The sequence below is a fragment of the Sphingomonas sanguinis genome (assembly GCF_001476905.1).
In the GTDB taxonomy this organism is placed as follows: Bacteria; Pseudomonadota; Alphaproteobacteria; order Sphingomonadales; family Sphingomonadaceae; genus Sphingomonas; species Sphingomonas sanguinis_B.
The window spans coordinates 1-19015 of sequence record NZ_LDTE01000112.1 but is presented as its reverse complement, the minus strand read 5'-3'; the positions used below and the strand labels follow the sequence as shown (position 1 = coordinate 19015).

General features: G+C 65.6%; 20 protein-coding genes and 1 pseudogene. 10 read left to right on the top strand and 11 right to left on the bottom strand.

All coding sequences use genetic code 11. The annotated features are described in order from the left end of the window. Both pspA and SB4_RS20080 read right to left on the bottom strand, forming a co-directional pair. Window positions 1-669, bottom strand: coding sequence for a phage shock protein PspA (pspA, locus tag SB4_RS15590; RefSeq protein ID WP_058753307.1), 669 nt, complete (start codon window positions 667-669; stop codon window positions 1-3). 31 nt (window positions 670-700) lie between these two features. Then, complete coding sequence (locus SB4_RS20080; protein ID WP_167348911.1) at window positions 701-847, bottom strand: hypothetical protein; 147 nt, start codon at window positions 845-847, stop codon at window positions 701-703. A 174-nt stretch (window positions 848-1021) separates the two neighbouring features. Here SB4_RS20080 and pspF point away from each other — a divergent pair, with 174 nt between their 5' ends. Together pspF and SB4_RS15580 are read left to right on the top strand one after the other, a co-directional pair. Continuing rightward, window positions 1022-2059, top strand: a complete 1038-nt coding sequence (pspF, locus tag SB4_RS15585) for a phage shock protein operon transcriptional activator (RefSeq protein ID WP_058732999.1) — start codon at window positions 1022-1024, stop codon at window positions 2057-2059. Window positions 2060-2124: 65 nt separating this feature from the next. Further along, on the top strand, window positions 2125-2736 hold the full coding sequence (locus tag SB4_RS15580) for a superoxide dismutase (protein ID WP_058753306.1): 612 nt from the start codon (window positions 2125-2127) through the stop codon (window positions 2734-2736). 196 nt (window positions 2737-2932) lie between these two features. Here SB4_RS15580 and SB4_RS15575 read toward each other — a convergent pair whose 3' ends face one another. From SB4_RS15575 to mtaB, 3 genes are read right to left on the bottom strand one after another with little or no spacing between them, the layout of a single operon-like run. Beyond that, on the bottom strand, window positions 2933-3550 hold the full coding sequence (locus SB4_RS15575) for a septation protein A (RefSeq protein ID WP_058753305.1): 618 nt from the start codon (window positions 3548-3550) through the stop codon (window positions 2933-2935). Further along, on the bottom strand, window positions 3547-4482 hold the full coding sequence (gene ftsY, locus SB4_RS15570) for a signal recognition particle-docking protein FtsY (protein ID WP_058753304.1): 936 nt from the start codon (window positions 4480-4482) through the stop codon (window positions 3547-3549). Before ftsY ends, SB4_RS15575 begins: the two co-directional genes overlap by 4 nt. Beyond that, window positions 4479-5723, bottom strand: coding sequence for a tRNA (N(6)-L-threonylcarbamoyladenosine(37)-C(2))-methylthiotransferase MtaB (gene mtaB, locus SB4_RS15565; protein WP_058753303.1), 1245 nt, complete (start codon window positions 5721-5723; stop codon window positions 4479-4481). Before mtaB ends, ftsY begins: the two co-directional genes overlap by 4 nt. Between mtaB and SB4_RS15560 the strand changes: the two genes are divergently transcribed. Further along, entirely contained in the window at window positions 5722-6297 is a 576-nt protein-coding gene (locus tag SB4_RS15560) for a DUF924 family protein (protein ID WP_193753847.1), read from the top strand. The two genes, mtaB and SB4_RS15560, sit on opposite strands and share 2 nt — an antisense overlap. On the opposite strand, the gene SB4_RS15555 is transcribed toward SB4_RS15560, so the two are convergent. Beyond that, window positions 6272-7816 (bottom strand): putative bifunctional diguanylate cyclase/phosphodiesterase, encoded by a 1545-nt coding sequence (locus tag SB4_RS15555; RefSeq protein ID WP_058753301.1) that lies wholly within the window; start codon window positions 7814-7816, stop codon window positions 6272-6274. The genes SB4_RS15560 and SB4_RS15555 overlap by 26 nt on opposite strands. A gap of 242 nt (window positions 7817-8058) precedes the next feature. Here SB4_RS15555 and ffh point away from each other — a divergent pair, with 242 nt between their 5' ends. The 3 genes from ffh to rimM all read left to right on the top strand — a co-directional run bounded on the left by ffh (window position 8059) and on the right by rimM (window position 10727). Then, window positions 8059-9570, top strand: a complete 1512-nt coding sequence (gene ffh / locus SB4_RS15550) for a signal recognition particle protein (RefSeq protein WP_058753300.1) — start codon at window positions 8059-8061, stop codon at window positions 9568-9570. A gap of 57 nt (window positions 9571-9627) precedes the next feature. Beyond that, entirely contained in the window at window positions 9628-10014 is a 387-nt protein-coding gene (rpsP, locus tag SB4_RS15545; RefSeq protein WP_007404083.1) for a 30S ribosomal protein S16, read from the top strand. Window positions 10015-10166: 152 nt separating this feature from the next. Then, complete coding sequence (rimM, locus tag SB4_RS15540; RefSeq protein WP_241488646.1) at window positions 10167-10727, top strand: ribosome maturation factor RimM; 561 nt, start codon at window positions 10167-10169, stop codon at window positions 10725-10727. On the opposite strand, the gene SB4_RS15535 is transcribed toward rimM, so the two are convergent. Continuing rightward, entirely contained in the window at window positions 10717-11625 is a 909-nt protein-coding gene (locus tag SB4_RS15535; protein ID WP_058753299.1) for an NAD(P)/FAD-dependent oxidoreductase, read from the bottom strand. The genes rimM and SB4_RS15535 overlap by 11 nt on opposite strands. A gap of 86 nt (window positions 11626-11711) precedes the next feature. Between SB4_RS15535 and SB4_RS15530 the strand changes: the two genes are divergently transcribed. From SB4_RS15530 to rplS, 4 genes and pseudogenes are all read left to right on the top strand, one after another. Continuing rightward, window positions 11712-11984, top strand: a complete 273-nt coding sequence (locus tag SB4_RS15530) for an AbrB/MazE/SpoVT family DNA-binding domain-containing protein (protein WP_058753298.1) — start codon at window positions 11712-11714, stop codon at window positions 11982-11984. Between the two features lie 4 nt (window positions 11985-11988). After that, entirely contained in the window at window positions 11989-12363 is a 375-nt protein-coding gene (locus SB4_RS15525) for a type II toxin-antitoxin system VapC family toxin (RefSeq protein ID WP_153006272.1), read from the top strand. Beyond that, window positions 12360-13075, top strand: a pseudogene (gene trmD / locus SB4_RS15520) (tRNA (guanosine(37)-N1)-methyltransferase TrmD); the annotation flags it as partial. The gene SB4_RS15525 and the pseudogene trmD, both read left to right, overlap by 4 nt. A gap of 15 nt (window positions 13076-13090) precedes the next feature. Further along, a complete protein-coding gene (rplS, locus tag SB4_RS15515; protein ID WP_058733020.1) occupies window positions 13091-13483 on the top strand; it encodes a 50S ribosomal protein L19 in 393 nt (130 codons plus the stop codon). A 92-nt stretch (window positions 13484-13575) separates the two neighbouring features. On the opposite strand, the gene SB4_RS15510 is transcribed toward rplS, so the two are convergent. From SB4_RS15510 to SB4_RS19205, 4 genes are all read right to left on the bottom strand, one after another. Then, complete coding sequence (locus SB4_RS15510; protein ID WP_058753332.1) at window positions 13576-14217, bottom strand: peptidylprolyl isomerase; 642 nt, start codon at window positions 14215-14217, stop codon at window positions 13576-13578. 137 nt (window positions 14218-14354) lie between these two features. Then, window positions 14355-16382, bottom strand: a complete 2028-nt coding sequence (gene rpoD / locus SB4_RS15505; protein ID WP_058753296.1) for an RNA polymerase sigma factor RpoD — start codon at window positions 16380-16382, stop codon at window positions 14355-14357. Between the two features lie 142 nt (window positions 16383-16524). Then, the gene (dnaG, locus tag SB4_RS15500; protein ID WP_058753295.1) at window positions 16525-18372 is read right to left on the bottom strand and encodes a DNA primase; all 1848 of its coding nucleotides are present in this window, start codon (window positions 18370-18372) and stop codon (window positions 16525-16527) included. Between the two features lie 147 nt (window positions 18373-18519). Further along, window positions 18520-18864 (bottom strand): endonuclease domain-containing protein, encoded by a 345-nt coding sequence (locus tag SB4_RS19205; RefSeq protein WP_082670231.1) that lies wholly within the window; start codon window positions 18862-18864, stop codon window positions 18520-18522. Window positions 18865-19015: the final 151 nt, after the last annotated feature.

Below are 19015 nucleotides of genomic sequence, written 5' to 3'. Positions count from 1 at the left end.
TCACTCCCCCTTGTTCAGGCGCGCCTTGAGCGCGGCGAGTTCGGCATCGATCCGGTCCGAGGCGCGCAGTTCGGCGATCTCGTCCTCGAGCGTCTTGGGGTTCGCGCCCAGGCCCAGCGCTTCCGCGCGACCCTCGGCCTCGTCCACCTTGCGCTCCAGCATGTCGAAGCGGCTGAACGCGTCGTGCGTCTTCGGGCCGTTCCACATCTCGCGCAGGCGATAGCGGTTGTTGGCGCTTTCCAGACGGGTCTGGACCGCATTCTGCTTGGTCCGCGCCTCGCGCAGCTTGTTCTGCAGCTTGGCGATGTCCTCTTCCGACGCGCGCAGCGCATCGTCGAGCACCTGGACCTCGGCTTTTAGCTGGTCGGCCATGTCGGCGGCCTTCTGGCGTTCGATCAGCGCGGCCTTGGCCAGGTCCTCGCGATCCTTCGACAACGCCAGCTCGGCCTTTTCGGTCCAGCTGTCCTGAAGCTGGTCCAGCTTCATGATGTGGCGGCGGATTTCCTTCTGGTCGGCGATCGTGCGGGCAGCGGAGGCGCGCACCTCGACAAGCGTTTCCTCCATTTCGAGGATGATCATGCGGATCATCTTCGCGGGGTCTTCCGCCTTGTCCAGCAGGTCGGCGAAATTGGCGGCGACGATGTCGCGGGTGCGGGAGAAAATGCCCATCGGATACTCCTTGATGGCGGCTATTCGGGGATTATGCGGTCGGTGCCTCGATCGCCGCAACCGACGTCTGTGCGGTGGCGACATGCGCGGGGGCGAGGGCGCCCATCAGGCAGGTGGCGCTCATCACGACGGTGCAGGCGATGGCGGCGATCTGGCGGGTGAAGGTGGTGGCGAACATGGTGAAAACTCCCTGAATTCTTATGTCGGTCCGCTCGTTGGCGGGATGTCGATAGCATTGCAGGGGGCGTGCCAATTTTGAAAATGATGTAAAATCAATGATTTGTGAAATAGTTGCGGTAGTCGAACGATTGCACTCTTGCCAAGCGTTGGGAAAATCCGCCACCTGTTGGGAATGGAGCGGACAAGTCAGGTCATCGGCCAGTCGGGGGCCTTTCTAGATGCGCTGGAAAGGGCCAGCCGTGCCGCCGCGCTCGACCGCCCGGTGCTGGTCATCGGCGAGCGTGGGACCGGCAAGGAACTGGTCGCCGAACGCCTCCACCGCCTGAGCGGGCGCTGGGACCAGCCGCTGGTCGTCATGAACTGCGCCGCCCTTCCCGAAACGCTGATCGAGGCCGAGCTGTTCGGCCATGAGGCTGGCGCCTTTACCGGCGCGACCAAGGCGCGGGCGGGACGGTTCGAGGAGGCGAGCGGGGGCACGTTGTTCCTCGACGAACTCGGCACGCTGTCGATGGCGGCGCAGGACCGGCTGCTGCGCGCGGTCGAATATGGCGAGGTGACGCGGATCGGCTCGTCGAGGCCGCTTCGCGTCGACGTTCGTATCGTCGCGGCGACCAACGAGCATTTGCCCGACAAGGTCGCCGCGCATCAGTTCCGTGCCGACCTGCTCGACCGGCTGTGTTTCGAGGTCGTGACCTTGCCGCCGCTCCGGGCGCGCAAGAGCGACATCATGGTCCTCGCCAATCATTTCGGGCGGCGTATGGCCGCCGAGATCGGCTGGGAGGATTGGCCGGGCTTCGGCGCGGCGGCGACCGATGCGCTGATGGAGCATCGCTGGCCCGGCAATGTCCGCGAGCTGCGCAATGTGGTCGAGCGTGCGGTCTATCGCTGGGACCGGGAAGGGCCGGTGGACGCGATCGAGATCGACCCCTTCCGCTCGCCCTATCGACCGCAAGGCCAGTCGCCCGCCGCCGCGAAAAGCGAACAGGTCGGCGCACCCGGGCCGGTCAGCGATGGCGACGAAGTGGCGGCCTGCGACGTCGGCCCGTCCGACTTCAAGTCGCGCGTCGCCCGGTTCGAGCGCGAGCTGTTGACCAAGGCGCTGGCCGAGAATCGTTTCAACCAGCGGACCACGGCCGAGTCGTTGGGATTGAGCTATGACCAGCTCCGTCACGCGCTTCGTCGCCACGATCTGATCGGAACGGTTGCGTAACCGCCTTTTGGGAGCCATTTGGGGTGCTCGGCGTTGCCACAGGCAAACCCAAAGGAGCATTGACGATGGCTTTCGAACTGCCACCCCTTCCGTATGACTATGACGCGCTGGAGCCGGTCATCTCCAAGGAGACGATGACCTTCCACCATGACAAGCATCATGCCGCCTATACCAACAAGCTGAACGAGGCGGTTGCTGCCGACACGTCGCTGCAGGGCAAGTCGATCGAGGACATCCTGGCGAACATCTCGTCGGCCCCCGCGGCCGTCCGCAACAATGGCGGCGGCTTCTGGAACCATGACTTCTTCTGGAAGATCATGACCAAGCCCGGCACGACCCAGCCCTCGGGCAAGCTGGCCGAGGCGATCGAGGCGTTTGGCGGTCTCGACAAGCTGAAGGAAGAGTTCAACACCAAGGGCGCGGGCCAGTTCGGTTCGGGCTGGGCCTGGGTGATCGCGGATGCCGAGGGCAAGCTGAAGGTCACCTCGACCCCGAACCAGGACAACCCCCTGATGGACGTCGTCGCCGACAAGGGCACGCCGATCCTGGGGAACGACGTGTGGGAGCACGCCTATTACCTGACCTATATGAACGATCGTCCGGGCTATCTGAAGGCTTGGTGGGACGTCGTGAACTGGGACGAGGCTGGTCGCCGGTACGAGGCGGCGGTCGCATAATTTCGCGCACGTCCGGTTTCGGATACCAGAAAGGGCGGCTCCCACGGGGCCGCCCTTTTTTTGATCCTCCCCGGCACGGGGAGGTGGCAGGGCGTCAGCCCTGACGGAGGGGGGCTTCCGCATAGGTCGTCCTTCGCGGCACGCCCCCTCCACCGCCGCTTCGCGGCGGTCCCCCTCCCCGTGCCGGGGAGGATCGTCACTCCACCGGCGGTTCGTCGACCTTGGCGGCGTCCGCGTTCAGCCCGTTCTTCAACAGCATCGGGATATTCGCGATGGCGAAACCCAGCGTCAGCGGCATCGCGCCCCACAGCTTGAAGCCGACCCAGAAATCCCAGCTGGAATTGCGCCATACCGCTTCGTTCAGCACCGCCATGAAGGCGAAGAAGCACGCCCAGTTGCGCGTCAGCTTGCGCCAGCCCAGCTCGGTCAGCCCCGGATAGACATTGCCCAGCACCATCTGGATCAGCGGTCGTCCGGTCACCAAGCCGAAGAACAGCAGGGCCGAGAACATGGCATAGACGATGGTCGGCTTCATCTTGATGAAGCGCTCGTCGTGAAAATACAGGGTCAGGCCGCCGAACACGACGACCAGGATGCCCGACAGCCACAGCATCGGCGAGATGCGGCCCAGCTTCACCTTGCTGACGATCATCGCCACCACGGTCGCGGCCATGAAGACGCCGGTCGCGACCAACACGCGGGTCAGCGGTCCCATCGGCGCGAGGAAATTGACCGCGAAGAACAGGACCAGCGGGCCGTATTCGATGCCCGCCTTCAGGCCGGGACCGGCTTCTGTCTTGGGGGCGATGCTCACTTCCGGCCTCCCTCGATGCCGGCGATGATGCGGCTGACTTCATTGGCGTCGAAGGGGCGCAGGTCGGTCATGCCCTCGCCGACGCCGATGGCGTGGATGGGCAGGCCGTATTTCTCGGCCGCGGCGACCAGCACGCCGCCGCGCGCGGTGCCGTCCAGCTTGGTCATGACCAGCCCGGTGACGCCGGCCACGTCCTTGAATACCTCGATCTGGTTGAGCGCGTTCTGGCCGGTGGTGGCATCGAGCACCAGCAGGATGTCATGCGGCGCTTCCGGGTTCAGGCGGCCCAGCACGCGGCGGATCTTGGACAACTCGTCCATCAACTCGCGCTTGTTCTGAAGGCGTCCGGCGGTGTCAACGATCAGCACGTCGATGCCGGTCGCGGTCGCCTGCTTCACCGCCTCATAGACGATGCCCGCGGCGTCGCCGCCTTCCTTGCCCGACACGATCGGCACGCCGACCCGCTCGGCCCAGGTGGCGAGCTGTCCGATGGCGGCGGCGCGGAAGGTGTCGCCCGCCGCCAGCATCACGCCGTAATCCTGCTCCATGAACAGATGCGCGAGCTTGGCGATGGTCGTCGTCTTGCCCGACCCGTTGACGCCGATGACCAGGATCACCTGAGGCCGGGGAAAGGCGTCGATCTCCAGTGGGGTCGCGACCTTGGCGAGCGCCTTCTCGACCTCCTCGGCGACGACCAGGCGGATGCCGAGATCCTCCATGTTCCGCTCGAAGCTGCCCTCGGCCAGGCGAGTACGGATATGGCTCGCCGTTTCGGGCCCCAGGTCGGAGGCGATCAGCGCTTCCTCGATCTCGTCCAGCGTGCCCTCGTCGAGCCGAGCGGTGCCCAGGCCCGCCAGATTGCCGACCAGCCGGTCCGAGGTGCGACGGAAACCGCCGAGCAGCTTGTCGTGCCAGGAGGAGGAAGAACTCATGCCAATTGTCCGATCAGATGGGTTTCGGTCGCCGCCGTGACCCGAACGCGGGCGATGCGGCCCGGTTCGGTGGCGGGGGTAAAATGAATGTCGGCGAAGTCGGGGGCATGGCCGCGCGTGCCGGGTCGCTCGACCAGCACGTCGCGGGTCCGGCCGACCTGCGTCGCCAGCCAGTCGCGACGGCGGCGCGCGGCGGCCTCGCGCAAGGCAGTTGCCCGTTCGCGGCGAATGGGGTGCGGCACCTGCGGCATCCGCGCGGCGGGGGTGCGGTCGCGCGCCGAATAGGGAAAGATATGCGCGTGGACGATCTGCGCGTCGTCGATTAGCGCCAACGTGTCCGCCGCCATCGCATCGTCCTCGGTCGGGAAGCCCGCGATCAGGTCCGCCCCGATCGCGATCTCCGGCCGGGCGGTCAGCAGCCGTTCGACGATGGCGACCGATTGCGCGCGGCTGTGGCGACGCTTCATCCGCTTCAGGATCAGGTCGTTGCCCGCCTGCAGCGAGAGATGGAGGTGCGGCATCACCCGCGCTTCTCCCGTCACCAGTTCGAACAGCCGGTCGTCGATCTCGATCGAGTCCAGCGAGGACAGGCGCAGGCGGGGGAGGGCGGGGACATGGGTCAGGATACGCTCGACCAACTGGCCCAGGCTGGGCGCGCTGGGCAGGTCATGGCCATAGCTGGTCAGGTCGACGCCGGTCAGTACCACTTCCCGGTGTCCCAGTTCGACCGCGCGGGTAATGCGGTCGATCACGAGGCCAGCGGGCACCGAGCGGCTGGGGCCGCGCCCGGTCGGGATGATACAGAAGGTGCAGGAGTGGTCACAGCCATTCTGCACCTCGACAAAGGCCCGCGCATGGCCCGCAAAGGCGGCGGCGAGGTGCGGCGCGGTGTCGACCACCCGCGACAGGTCGGTGACCAGCATCGGCTCGACCGAGGCCCAGCTTTCGGGGCGCAGCTTGTCGGCATTGCCCAGCACGCGCGCGACCTCGGGCATGGCGGCGAAGCTGGCCGGGTCGATCTGGGCCGCACAGCCGGTCACGACGATCTGGGCGTCGGGCCGTGCCTTGGCCGCGCGGCGGATCGCGGCGCGGGTCTGCTTGATGGCTTCGTTGGTGACGGCGCAACTGTTGATGACGACCATGTCCGCCCGGTCCGCGGCGAGCGCGCGGATCGTTTCGCTTTCGGCGATGTTGAGGCGACAGCCCAGACTGATAATCTCGGGGCCAGGGAGGGACGACATGACCGCCGATCTAGGGATGGATGAGGCACAAGTCCACGCGCACGCGCAGACTGTGCTGGACTTCTGGTTCGGATTGGCACCCGACCAGCATTTTGCGAAGGACGACGCGCTCGACCGGGAAATCGCGGAGCGGTTCGGCACCCTGCGCGATCAGGTGCTGGCGACCGAGGCGATCGGATGGCGCGACGATCCCGACACGCTGTTGGCCGCGATCCTGCTGCTCGACCAGTTTTCGCGCAACCTGCACCGCGACAGCGCACAGGCATATGCCGCCGATCCGCTCGCGCTGGAGCTGTGTCTGTGCGCGATCGATGCGGGGTGGGAGGATCGCTATCCGCCCGAGCGGCTGGCCTTTGTCTACATGCCGCTGATGCACGCCGAGTCGCGTGCGATGCAGGACCTGAGCGTTGCCAAGTTCGCCGAGCTGGGCCGGGAGGACAATCTGGCTTTCGCGCGCGATCATCGGGATGTCATCCGGCAATATGGCCGCTATCCCAGCCGGAACGCCGTGCTGGGCCGGGCGTCGACCGACGCCGAGCGCGACTATCTCAAACGGCCAGACGCGGGCTGGTGATTGTGGTCGCCTTGGCTCCGACGAGCAGGCGCTTCTCGGCGAGCAACTGACGCACCTGCCCCAGGTCGAGCGTGGGGCCATAGAACGGCCCTTGGCCATGCGAGCAGCCGATATCGCGCAGCCGGGCATCGATCTGGGCATGGTCCACGCCCTTGGCGGCGATCGGCAGGTGCAGGCTGTCACCCAGCTGGACGATCGCGGCGACGATGGCCCCGCTATCGGGATCGGCGGCCATGGAGTGAATGAAGGTCGGGTCTATCCGCACCCGATCGAAGGGCAGGGCGCGCAAATGGGCCAGGCTGGAATAGCCGCTGCCGAAATCGTCGAGCGCCAGGCCGATGCCCTGATTCTTTAGGCTGACGACGATCGACTGGGCCAGCGCCAGATTGGCGAACAGCGCATTCTCGGTGATCTCGATTTCCAGCCGATGCGCCGGGAAGCCGCATTCGGTCAGCGTCTTGATGACCTTTTGCGCAAGCCAGGCGTCCTGGAATTGCGAGGCGGCGAGGGGCACGGACAGGGTGATCGACGGGTCCCAGTCGCGCGCCGCCGCCATCGCCTGCCGCATCAGCGACAGCGATACCTCGCCCGACAGGCCGCAGGCCTCGGCGATCGGCATGAAACGGTCGGCCGCCATCGCGCCCAGCGTCGGGTGATCCCAGTGGCCCGACACCTCGAAACCGGTCAGCCGCCCGGTGCCCAGATCGATCTGGGCCTCGAACCGGGGTCGGATATCGCCCTGCGCCAGGGCAGCGCGCAGGTCGGTGATGATCGCGTTGCGCTCGGCCATCGCCTCTTCGAGGGCGGGCGTGAACGACAGCGGACGGCCATCGCCGCGCGTCTTGGCGGCGATCAGGGCCAGGTCGGCCTGGCGGACCAGCTGGTCGATCGTCGCCGACCCGTCGTCGATCCGGGTCAGCGCGATGGTGGCGCGGGGCGAGAAATCCTGATCGGCCAGGCGGATGGGCTGACCCAGTCGGATCGCCAGCCGGTCGGCCAGCCGCTCGATCCGGTCGCGCCCGCGCGGATCGAAGGGCAGGAGGCAGCCGAAGCAATCGCCCTCGAACCGGGCGACGATCGCTTCGGACGGGGCTTCGCCGCGAATGGTCTTGGCGACATGCTGGAGCAGCGTATCGCCCGCCTCATGGCCGAACGATCCGGCAATGGCGCGGAATCGGTCGATATCGACCAGCAGCAGCGCGATACCGCGCTGGCGTCGCTGTCCGTTGCCGATCATCGCCTGGCCCGCTTCGTGGAAATGGCGACGGTTGGAAAGGCCGGTCAGCGGATCGCGCTGCTCGGGCTCTGGCGTGCGGGAAAGGCGCAGTGCGGGCAGTCGCGAATAGACGATGGTCGAGGCGGTTGCGGTCGCAAACAGCAATATCTTGGCGGGCAGATCGAAGCCCAGCTCGATCAAAAGGATCGCAGCGGCCAGCAACAAGGTGCCCCCCGCCGCCGCGACGCCAAAAAGGCGAGCGGACGCAGGCGAGTTGGACGCGGTCTGGGGCGTGCCGGGCATGACCGATCGGTCGCATGTCAGCAGTATACAAAAAGTTAACGTCGCGCCGGGCCGCGTTCTGCTTGCGTCCACCCGCATTTTCCCATAAGAGCGCGCCCAAGTTCCGTTTCGGAATGTGAAGGTGAAGCGCCCGAGGGTGCACGCTGGCCGGCGAGGTTTCGCCCGCCGGCGCTTTTGCGTTTGGCGGTACGACACGAGTTTTTGGGCCGGAATTTCCGGGCCGGGTTTGACGAGGTGAGGCGATGTTCGACAGCTTGAGCGATCGGCTTGGCGGCGTATTCGACCGCCTTCGCGGCCGTGGCGCGCTGACCGAGGCGGATGTCCGCACCGCGATGCGCGAAGTGCGCGTGGCCCTGCTGGAAGCCGACGTCGCGCTGCCCGTCGCGCGCGACTTCGTCGACAAGGTCACCGAACAGGCGATCGGCCAGAACGTCCTGCGTTCGATCACGCCGGGCCAGCAGGTCGTCAAGATCGTTCATGACGCGCTGGTCGCGATGCTGGGCGCCGATGCCAGCGAGTTGCTGCTCGACGTCACCCCGCCCGCCGTCGTGATGATGGTCGGTCTTCAGGGTTCGGGTAAGACCACGACCACCGCCAAGATCGCCCGCCGCCTGTCGAGCGGGGCGATGGGCCGTGATCGCAAGAAGGTGCTGATGGCGTCGCTCGACGTCAATCGCCCCGCCGCGCAGGAGCAGCTGGCGACGCTGGGCACCCAGGTCGAGGTGTCGACCCTGCCGATCATCGCCGGACAGCAGCCGGTCGAGATCGCGCGTCGCGCGATGCAGGCGGCCAAGCTCCAGGGCTATGACGTCCTGATGCTCGACACCGCCGGTCGTCTGCACGTCGACCAGGCGTTGATGGACGAGATGAAGGCGGTGGCGGAAATCGCCCAGCCCCAGGAAATCCTGCTCGTCGTCGACTCGCTGACCGGTCAGGACGCGGTGAACGTCGCGACCAGCTTCTCGGAACAGGTGCCGCTGACCGGCGTCGTGCTGACCCGCATGGACGGCGATGCGCGCGGTGGTGCGGCGCTGTCGATGCGCGCCGTCACCGGTAAGCCCATCAAGTTCGCCGGTGTCGGCGAAAAGATGGACGCGCTGGAGGCCTTCCATCCAGAGCGTGTCGCGGGTCGTATCCTCGGCATGGGCGACGTCGTGTCGCTGGTCGAGCGCGCCGCCGAGACGATCCAGCAGGAAGATGCCGAGCGCATGGCCATGAAAATGGCCAAGGGTCAGTTCGACCTGAACGACCTGCGCGGCCAGCTGGCCCAGATGCGCCGCATGGGCGGGCTGGGTGCGCTGGCGGGCATGATGCCGGGCATGAAGAAGGCGCAGAACGCGCTCAACGATGCCGGTGGCGACAAGATCCTGCTCCGCATGGATGCGATCATCACTTCGATGACGCCCAAGGAGCGCACCAAGCCCGAACTGGTCAACGCCAAGCGCAAGATCCGCATTGCCAAGGGTTCGGGCACCACGGTGCAGGACGTGAACAAGCTCCTGAAGATGCATCAGGAAATGTCCACGGCGATGAAGAAGATCAAGAAGATGGGCGGCATCAAGGGCATGATGGCCATGCTCGGCAAGGGCGGCCTTGGCGGTCTGGGCAATGCGCTGGGCGGTCCGCAGATGGGCGACATGCTCAACAAGGCGGGCAGCAACGGCCTGCCCGGTGGCGGCATGGGCGGCGGCAAGCTGCCCGACGGCATGCCCAAGCTGCCCCCCGGCTTCGAGAATCTCCTGAAGAAGAAATAACCCCCGCGCCGGACGGAATGCCGGTGGATTTGAACGTTTTAACTCAAGGACTGAAATATGGCTCTCAGCATTCGTCTGTCGCGTGGTGGCTCGAAGAAGCGCCCTTACTACCGCATCGTGGTGGCCGACGCCCGTGCGCCGCGCGACGGCAAGTTCATCGAGAAGATCGGTAACTACAACCCGCTCCTCGCCAAGGACAACGACCAGCGCGTGCAGCTCGACGCCGAGCGCGCGAAGCACTGGCTGGCCAATGGCGCGCAGCCGACCGACCGCGTTGCCCGCTTCCTCGACGCCGCCGGCGTTCGTGAACGCGCCGCTCGCAACAACCCGAACAAGGCGAAGCCGGGCGAAAAGGCCACCGAGCGCGCCGAAGAGCGTGCCGAGAAGCTGAAGGCTGCCCAGGAAGCTGCCAACGCTCCGGCCGAAGAGACCGCCGAGGCCTAATGGCTTTCGGCTTTGCGCTGCCTCGGTCGATCGCGATCGGGGCAGCGCAAGGCACCGGATACGGGGTCATGCGTTTCCAAAGCCAATGGCTTTAGGAGATATGCGCATGACCCCGCCGACCGAACCCGATCCCCGGACCGCACCCGACGATCATGACGACGCGACCAACCAAGGCGTCTCCGCGCCAGACCCCGCCGAAGGCGGCAACGACGCCCCCAACGGGGACGGCGACTCACCTAGCGGGTGAGGCCCACGTCACGCTGGCCGTCATCATCGGCGCGCACGGCATTACGGGCGAGGTCCGGCTCAAGGTTTTTGCCGACGACTTGTCGGACTATCGCTCGTTCAATGACGGCGCGCTGACGCTGAAGTCCGCGCGCGATGGCTCGAACGGCGTCATCGCCCGCTTTGCCGAAGTCACCGATCGCAACGCCGCCGAGGCGTTACGCGGCACAGAACTGACGGTGCCGCGCTCAGCCCTGCCTCCGTTGGAAGAGGGCGAATATTATCATGCCGACATTATCGGGCTGTCCGCGATCGCCAGCGATGGCGAGGCACTGGGCCATGTCGCGCTGATCGAGAATTTCGGTGCGGGCGACGTGCTGGAAATCGAACGCCCCGATGGCCGCCGGTTCATGGTGCCGATGAACGCGCAGGCCGTGCCCGAATGGAATCAGGACCGCCTGATCGTGGATCGCGCCTTCATCGCCTGATCGGCGACTGCTCGTTCAACAGGTTGCGGATCGTCGTGGCCGCGACCCCGGCCTCGCCCATCGCGTGGCTGATCTGATCCAAACCTTTCACCACATCCCCTGCCGCAAACAGGCCGGGCACCGACGTCCGCTGATGGTCGTCGACCTCCAGGCATCCGCTCAGGTCCGCCTTGGCACCCGCCGATACCGCCAGTTCCGACCGGATGCGCGAGCCCATCGCCGGATAGACGCTGTCGAAGCGCATTCGCCCATTTGCCGTATCAAGCGCAATTTGCTCGCCTTCGATGGCCCAGCCGCCGCAAGGACCGTCGATGCGCGCCACGCCTGCTTCGTCGAGAGCCTTGGCGCATCGGGGATCGAGGTCGTGTGCGGCATCGGGCGCGATTAGCGTCACGTCGCGGGTGAAACCGCGTAGGAACAACGCCTCGCGCATGCCATGGTCGCTGGTACCGATGATGCCGACACGCTTGTCGGTGACCTCATAACCGTCACAGACCGGGCAATAGCGGATCAGTCCACGCTCCAGCGCCGGGTCGTGCACCTCGGGCAGGAGCTTGCGGGGGCGGTGATTGACCACGCCCGTGGCGAGCAGGACGGTTCGGGTGCGATACTCGGCGTCATCGGTGACGACGCGGAAATGGCCATTTTCGGGGTGGATGGCCGTGACCCGGTGCGGCGTGCAATGCGCGCCGTAGCGACGCGCCTGATCGTGCATGCGTGACAGCAAGGCCTTGCCACTGATGCCTTCGGGGAAACCGGCATGATTGTGGGTACAGGGGATCATCGCGGCCCGGCTCGATCCGCTGTCGAACATATGGATGCGCAGATGATAGCGCGCGAGATAGATTGCGGCCGTCAGCCCGGCAGGGCCCGCCCCGATGATGATGCAATCGTCCATGGCGAGGGCAAAGCGCGAGGCGCGGCAACGTTCCTTGGCATTTCCTGATGTGTGACGTATATACATGGCGTATATACGGAGTCGTTATGGGCAGGGATTATCAGGCAAAGGTCTTCCGATCGGGCAACTCGCTGGCGCTTCGCCTGCCCGCCGCCTTGGGCTTGACCGAAGGAACGGAGATGACCCTGCGCGAGGAACAGGGGCGCTATGTGTTCGAGCCCGTCCAGGCCCCGCGCAAGACGATCGACCTGACTGGCATTGCGGGTTCGATGCCGTGGCTGAAGCCGATCGAGCGCGAAGAGCGCGAGTTCGACGATCCCGAGCGGCCCTGGCACTTGCTGAACGGTAAGGATGCGTGAGGCGGTGCGTTATCTGATCGACACCAATTGCTGCATTTTCCTGTTTGCTGGGGAATATCCGGCCCTGCTGCAACGTGTCGCCGCGACACCGGTGGGCGAGATCGGCCTGTCCAGCATCGTCTTCGCCGAACTGGCGCTAGGCGTTCGTCACGGTAAGCCGCCGTTAGAGCGGCAATTGGAGCAGTTGGCGACGCAGATGCCGATCCTGCCATTCGACGAAGCGGCGGCGCGCTGCTATGCGACCCTTCCGTTTCGGCGCGGACGGTTCGACCGGCTGCTGGGCGCCCATGCGCTGAGCCTGGGCAGCACCGTCATCACCGATAACGAAGCCGACTTCGCCGACATTCCCGGCCTGACCATCGAGAACTGGACGCTGTGACCTTTCGCGCAACGATATTGACGCTCTATCCGGAGATGTTTCCCGGACCTTTGGGCCATTCGCTGGCGGGACGGGCGCTGCGCGAGGATCGCTGGACGCTGGAGACTGTGCAGATCCGCGACTTCGCGACTGACAAGCATCGCTCGGTCGACGATACCCCGGCGGGCGGCGGCGCGGGCATGGTGCTGCGCGCCGATGTGCTGGCAGCGGCGGTGGATTCGGTGGCCGACGACCGGCCCGTGCTGGCGATGACGCCGCGTGGGTCGCCGCTCACCCAGCCACGTGTTCGCGAACTGGCGGCGGGGCCGGGCGTGACCGTGCTGTGCGGCCGGTTCGAGGGCTTTGATGAGCGCCTTTTCGAGGCGCGCGGCATCGAGCAGGTGTCGATCGGCGACTATATCCTGTCGGGTGGCGAGATGGGCGCGCTGGTGCTGCTCGACGCTTGCGTTCGGCTGCTTCCCGGCGTAATGGGCGCGGCTTCCAGTGGAGTCGAGGAAAGCTTCGAAAGCGGCCTCCTCGAATATCCGCAATATACCCGACCTGCTGAGTGGGAAGGGCGCACGATCCCTGAAGTGCTGCGATCGGGGGATCATGCGAAAATCGCAAAATGGCGTCATGCCAGGGCTTGCGAGGATACACGGTCAAGGCGGCCGGACCTTTGGGAACGTCATGAGGGCGTTCGGGTCGGTCGCCCTCTGGCGCGCGGCGACGATTGAGGAATGAAGTCATGAACGTGATCCAGCAGATCGAAGCTGAGCAGATCGCCAAGTTCAACGAGACGAAGAAGATCCCGGAATTCCGCCCCGGCGATACGCTGAAGGTCGGTGTGAAGGTCGTCGAAGGCGAGCGCACACGCGTCCAGTTCTATGAGGGCGTCTGCATCGCCCGCGCGAACAAGGGCATGGGCTCGTCGTTCACCGTCCGCAAGATCTCCTTCGGTGAGGGTGTGGAGCGTGTCTTCCCGCTCTACTCGCCGAACGTCGACTCGATCGAAGTGGTTCGTCGCGGCGCCGTGCGTCGTGCGAAGCTCTATTACCTGCGTGGTCGCACCGGCAAGTCGGCGCGTATCGCCGAGCGTCGCGATCCGCGTCCGGCCAAGGGCACCGCAGCCGCCGAGTAATCGGCGCGGCGGACCGTCCAGCGGTTCGACAGGGAAGGGGCGGTGGCATCAAGCGGTGCCGCCGCCCTTTTTCTTTGGCGGGAGAGGGGGGCTTATCCTCCGAAATTATACAGCCACATCTTGGGCTCGCCGGTCGGGTGCGGTTTGCCGTCCAGCCGCTTGACGTTGAAGATCTTGACGGGCTGCAGGATCATCTGCCCCTTCATCGCATCCATGCCCCCGCCCGAGGGCTTGGCCAGGATCTTCTTCACCGTATCCATGCCCGCCACGACATGACCGAAGGCGGCATAGCCGTCATAGCCCGGCCGTGCGTCCAGGCCGGGCGCGGGGCCGACGGTGAGGACGAAGTTGCCACCCGCCGATTGCGGCGTCGCGCCCCGCGCCATCGAGATCGCGCCGTCGAGATGCTTGATCCCGGTCTTGGTCGTCGTCTCCAGCGGGAAGGGGGGCAGGATACGCCGCGCATCGGTGCGAATGCCGCCCTGGACGAAGCCCTTCTTCGCATCGCGCTTGTCGCGGGCGGTGCGGTAGAAGACCGTCCCGTCGAACCGCCCGTCATCGACATAAGCCAGGAAATTCTTCGTGGTCGCCGGCGCCCGACGCGCGTCGAGCGCGACGACGATCGGCCCTTCGGAGGTGTTGATCTGCACCCGGACATAGCCGGGGCGGGGGACATTCTGGTTCGCGGGTGCAGCGGCGGTCAGCAGCGCGAGGAGCGGCAACGCATACTTCATGCGCGCCCGATACCCCTTTCGGCCACGATTGTGGAGGGGCTGGGGCTGCTGATCCATCATCCGAAAATGGGTGAGCATGAAAAAGGGCCGCCGATCCTTCGACCGGCGGCCCTTTTCGTTAAAACCCAAACCCAACCTTACTGGTCGAGGAAGCTTCGCATCTTGCGGCTGCGGCTGGGGTGCTTCAGCTTGCGGAGCGCCTTGGCCTCGATCTGGCGGATGCGTTCGCGGGTGACCGAGAATTGCTGGCCGACCTCTTCCAGCGTGTGGTCGGTGTTCATGCCGATGCCGAAGCGCATGCGCAGCACGCGCTCTTCGCGCGGGGTCAGGCTGGCGAGGACGCGGGTGACTGTTTCCTTCAGATTGGCCTGGATCGCCGCGTCCACCGGAATGACCGCGTTCTTGTCCTCGATGAAGTCGCCCAGATGCGAATCCTCCTCGTCGCCGATCGGCGTTTCGAGGGAGATCGGCTCCTTGGCGATCTTCATCACCTTGCGCACCTTCTCCAGCGGCATGGAGAGGCGCTCGGCCATCTCTTCCGGGGTCGGTTCGCGGCCCTGCTCGTGCAGGAACTGGCGGCTGGTACGGACCAGCTTGTTGATCGTCTCGATCATATGGACCGGGATGCGGATGGTCCGCGCCTGGTCGGCGATCGAGCGGGTGATCGCCTGACGAATCCACCAGGTGGCGTAGGTGCTGAACTTGTAGCCGCGGCGATATTCGAACTTATCGACCGCCTTCATCAAGCCGATATTGCCCTCCTGGATCAGGTCCAGGAACTGCAGGCCGCGATTGGTGTATTTCTTGGCGATGGAGATGACGAGGCGCAGATTCGCCTCGACCATTTCCTTCTTGGCGATACGCGCCTCGCGCTCGCCCTTCTGCACCATGTTCACGATGCGGCGGAATTCGGTCAGCGCCATGCCGGTCTGCTGCGAGATGTCGGCGATTTCGCTGCGGATGCGGTCGACGGTGGCGGCTTCGTTGGTGGCGAAGTTGCCCCACTTCTTGTCGACGCCACGCACGGTATCGAGCCAGTTTTCGTCCAGCTCATGACCCAGATAGCGGTCTAGGAAGTCCTTGCGGTTGACCTTGTGCCGCTCGGCCAGGCGCAGCATCTGGCCGCCCAGCGCGGTCAGGCGCCGGTTGAAGGCATAGAGCTGGTCGACCAGGAACTCGATCTTGGCGTTGTGGAACTGAACGCTCTCGACCTCGGCGGTCAGCTCTTCGCGCAGCTTGTGGTATTTGCGCTCCTCGGCCGCCGACAGTTCGCCGCCCAGCGCCATGGACTCCAAGCGCTGCTGCTGGATTTTCGAGAATTTCTTGTAGATTGCGGTGATGTTGGCGAACTTCTCCAAAGCCTGAGGCTTCAGCGTTTCCTCCATCTGGGCGAGGGACAAGGTGTTGTCCTCTTCCTCGTCCTCGGCGCGGGGGCCACGACGTTCGCCGCCCTCTTCATCCTCGCCATCGACCGAGGGTTCCTCGGGCTCTTCTTCTTCCTTGAACTGCGGACCGGCGTTCTTGGCGCTGATCTCGCCATTGTCGTCCTCGTCCTCCTCGCCCAGATTTTCCGGGCCGGCGTCCTTGGACAGCATGGCGTCGAGATCGAGGATCTCGCGCAGCTGCATCGTGCCTTCGTTCAGCGCGGTCGACCAGTCGATGATCGCGTTGAAGGTGATCGGGCTTTCGCACAGCCCCAGGATCATCGTGTCGCGACCCGCCTCGATCCGCTTGGCGATGGCGATTTCGCCCTCGCGGCTGAGCAGTTCGACCGCGCCCATCTCGCGCAGGTACATGCGAACCGGATCGTCGGTGCGATCGACGGTTTCCTTCTTCTTCGCCTCGGGCTGCGGGCCGCCATCGGACTCGCTGTCCGTGGCCTCGGCGTCGTCGGCCTCTTCCTCGGACTCGCCGTCCTCGCCCTGCTCCTCATTCTCGACGATATTGACGCCCATCTCATTGAGGGCGGCCATGATATCCTCGAGCTGGTCGGAGGACATCTGGTCCTGCGGCAGCGCTTCGTTCAGCTGGTCGTATGTGATGTAGCCGCGCTTCTTGGCGCGCGCGATCAGCTTCTTGATCGACGCCTCGTTCAGGTCGATCAGCGGCGCATCGCCCGTTTCCGTGGTATCGGTCGTATCCGCCGCCATATTCGCCTTCGCCATCAAATGCCCTCAGGGTTCCGTGCCCGGCCTCTGTCACACCGCTCGCAGGTGATGCAAGCGGGTGAGGGGGCCATGCGTAATTTTCCAGTGCGGGCGTGGGTCGCCCAATATGCCCCAGATATGGGGCGGGAGAGGTGTTGTATCAAGCGGCCTCCCCGGCTTGCTTCTCGGCCAGATCGCGCGCCGCCTCCAGCCAGCTATAGAGCTGGTCCAGCGATTGCGCGTGCGCGGCGTGACACCGCGTCTGCTCGGCGAAGCGATCCTCGGTCATGTCGGTCTGGAACGCCTGCACCGCGCGTTCGCGGTTCGCGCGCGTCTCGCTCTCCTCCAGCATGACCTCGATGATCTTTTCCAGGTCGCGGACCGCAATGGCGGGGTCGCTGGCCTTGCTGAAGAAGCTGAAGGCCAGGTCGCGGGTATAGTCGCGCGCGTCGATCGGGTGGACGTCGGTCGTCGCCATGATCTGTTCGATCAGGCTTTCGGCCTCGGCCGCGTCTTTCCGCGACAGATGCGGATCGTTGACCGCCGCGTCAAGCAGGTGATGGCGCCAGTCGTTGAGATAGCGGTCGCCCATGTCCAACCGGCTGATCTCGTCCATATAGCGGCACAGGACATGCGGATAGCGCATCAGGCCCAGCAGCACCGCGCGCTTCAGGCTGTATTCGACTCCGCGACCGACATGGCGATTGGCCTCGGCCACCGCCTGATGCACCGCCGCTGCATTGACCCGGCGGATGCCGAAGATGTCGAAATAGCGCGACATCATCGCGCGCTTATATTCGTAGGCCAGATCCTTGTGCGGGATCTGCTGCGCCAGTTCCTCCAGCCGCTGCTTCAGCGCGGCGCGACCCTCGGGCGTGTCGGTCTGGGCCTGCGCGATCTCCGACTGCCACAGCAGGTCGCTGAGCGGCGTGGCGCGGGTGAGCACCGCCTCGAAGCCCGCCGCGCCCTTTTCCTGCACCAGATCGTCGGGGTCCTGCCCCTGGGGCAGGGTGACGAAGGACAGACTCTTGCCCGGCTGGAGCAGCGGCAGCGCGCGGTGCGCGGCGCGGATCGCGGCCTTCTGGCCCGCCGCATCGCCGTCGAAGCACAGCGTCGGCACGTCGACCATCCGCCACAGCCGTTCCAGCTGATGCTCGGTCAGTGCGGTGCCGAGCGGCGCGACGGCTTCCGCGATCCCGGCCTGGGCGAGGGCGATCACATCCATATAGCCCTCGACCACCAGCACCCGGCCGGATTTGCGCACCGCAGGCGCGGCGCGGTCGAGATTGTAGAGCGTGCGCCCCTTGTCGAAGAGCGGCGTGTCGGGGGAGTTCAGGTACTTCGGCTCGCCGTCGCCGATGATCCGGCCGCCGAACGCGATCACCCGGCCGCGCGCGTCGCGGATCGGGATCATCAACCGGCCGCGGAACCGGTCATACGGGTCCTTGCCGTCGACCTTGATCAGCAGCCCGCACTCGATCAGCGCCGGGTCGCCATAATCCTTGAGCGCGGCCTTCAGCTTACCCCGGCTGTCGGGCGCGAAACCCAGGCCGAAGGCGCGCGCCGTATCGGGCGTGACCCGACGGCGGGTCAGCAGCTCGCGTGCGTCACCGCCCGACAGGCCGCCCAGCTGCTCTGAAAACCACGCGGCGGCGTCGGCCATTGCGTCGTGCAGGCCCTTGGCGCGCTCCGCCTTCTGCGCGGCGCGGCGGTCCTGCTCGGGCATGTCGAGCCCAGCGACCTGCGCCAGTTCCTTCACCGCATCGATAAAGGGCAGCCCGCGTTGGTCGGTCATCCAGCGAATGGCATCGCCATGCGCCGAGCAGCCAAAACAGTGGTAGAAGCCCTTGTCGTCGTTGACGTAGAAGCTGGGCGTCTTTTCGTTATGGAAAGGGCAGCAGCCCTTATATTCCCGGCCCGCCTTTTGCAGCTTCACCGTCTTGCCGATCAGCGCCGACAGACTGGTCCGAGCGCGAAGCTCGTCAAGGAATTGCGGGGTCAGGCTCATGGCGTCCGCGCGATTATAATGGGTAGCGCAGGAGGGGGTTTTTGGCAAGGGTCTGGGTGTGATGGATGGTCCGGGTTTGCCCTCCCCCGACCCCTCCCGCTTGCGGGAGGGGAGCTTGCAGGGATTGAGGTCAGGGGTGTCCGCGCCTCAAGCGCTTCCCCTCCCGCAAGCGGGAGGGGGGCGAGGGGAGGGCTTCTCCGCAAGCGCGCGCTCGATGGTCGCGACGACGCCTTCCAGATTGCCCAGTACGTCGTTGTTCCAGAAGCGGATGACGCGCCAGCCTTGGGCCTCGAGATAGCGGGTGCGGGCTTCGTCGTAGGCGGCTTGGACAGCGTGCTGGCCGCCATCGACTTCGACGATAAGCTTTTCCGTGCGGGCTGCGAAGTCAGCGATAAAGGGGCCGACCGGAACCTGTCGGTTGAAGCGGACGCCTGCGACTTGGCGTCTCGATAGCGCCCGCCATAACCGCCGTTCGGCATCGGTCGGATTCAGGCGGAGTTCTCGCGCTTCCTGCGTCGGCCGGTTTTCGCGGAAAGGCCGGGGGCCCTCCCCTCGGTCCCCTCCCGCCTGCGGGAGGGGATGCTTTTGGGGTGGAGGGCATCCCTCTCCACCGGGCGTAACAGGCCCCCCTCCCGCAGGCGGG

Coding starts and splice junctions, on each gene's coding strand:
- pspA (WP_058753307.1), bottom strand. CDS start 669: ATGGGCATTTTCTCCCGCACCCGCGACATCGTCGCCGCCAATTTCGCC.
- SB4_RS20080 (WP_167348911.1), bottom strand. CDS start 847: ATGTTCGCCACCACCTTCACCCGCCAGATCGCCGCCATCGCCTGCACC.
- pspF (WP_058732999.1), top strand. CDS start 1,022: ATGGAGCGGACAAGTCAGGTCATCGGCCAGTCGGGGGCCTTTCTAGAT.
- SB4_RS15580 (WP_058753306.1), top strand. CDS start 2,125: ATGGCTTTCGAACTGCCACCCCTTCCGTATGACTATGACGCGCTGGAG.
- ftsY (WP_058753304.1), bottom strand. CDS start 4,482: ATGAGTTCTTCCTCCTCCTGGCACGACAAGCTGCTCGGCGGTTTCCGT.
- SB4_RS15560 (WP_193753847.1), top strand. CDS start 5,722: ATGACCGCCGATCTAGGGATGGATGAGGCACAAGTCCACGCGCACGCG.
- mtaB (WP_058753303.1), bottom strand. CDS start 5,723: ATGTCGTCCCTCCCTGGCCCCGAGATTATCAGTCTGGGCTGTCGCCTC.
- SB4_RS15555 (WP_058753301.1), bottom strand. CDS start 7,816: ATGCCCGGCACGCCCCAGACCGCGTCCAACTCGCCTGCGTCCGCTCGC.
- ffh (WP_058753300.1), top strand. CDS start 8,059: ATGTTCGACAGCTTGAGCGATCGGCTTGGCGGCGTATTCGACCGCCTT.
- rpsP (WP_007404083.1), top strand. CDS start 9,628: ATGGCTCTCAGCATTCGTCTGTCGCGTGGTGGCTCGAAGAAGCGCCCT.
- rimM (WP_241488646.1), top strand. CDS start 10,167: ATGACGACGCGACCAACCAAGGCGTCTCCGCGCCAGACCCCGCCGAAG.
- SB4_RS15535 (WP_058753299.1), bottom strand. CDS start 11,625: ATGGACGATTGCATCATCATCGGGGCGGGCCCTGCCGGGCTGACGGCC.
- SB4_RS15530 (WP_058753298.1), top strand. CDS start 11,712: ATGGGCAGGGATTATCAGGCAAAGGTCTTCCGATCGGGCAACTCGCTG.
- rplS (WP_058733020.1), top strand. CDS start 13,091: ATGAACGTGATCCAGCAGATCGAAGCTGAGCAGATCGCCAAGTTCAAC.
- SB4_RS15510 (WP_058753332.1), bottom strand. CDS start 14,217: ATGAAGTATGCGTTGCCGCTCCTCGCGCTGCTGACCGCCGCTGCACCC.
- rpoD (WP_058753296.1), bottom strand. CDS start 16,382: ATGGCGAAGGCGAATATGGCGGCGGATACGACCGATACCACGGAAACG.
- dnaG (WP_058753295.1), bottom strand. CDS start 18,372: ATGAGCCTGACCCCGCAATTCCTTGACGAGCTTCGCGCTCGGACCAGT.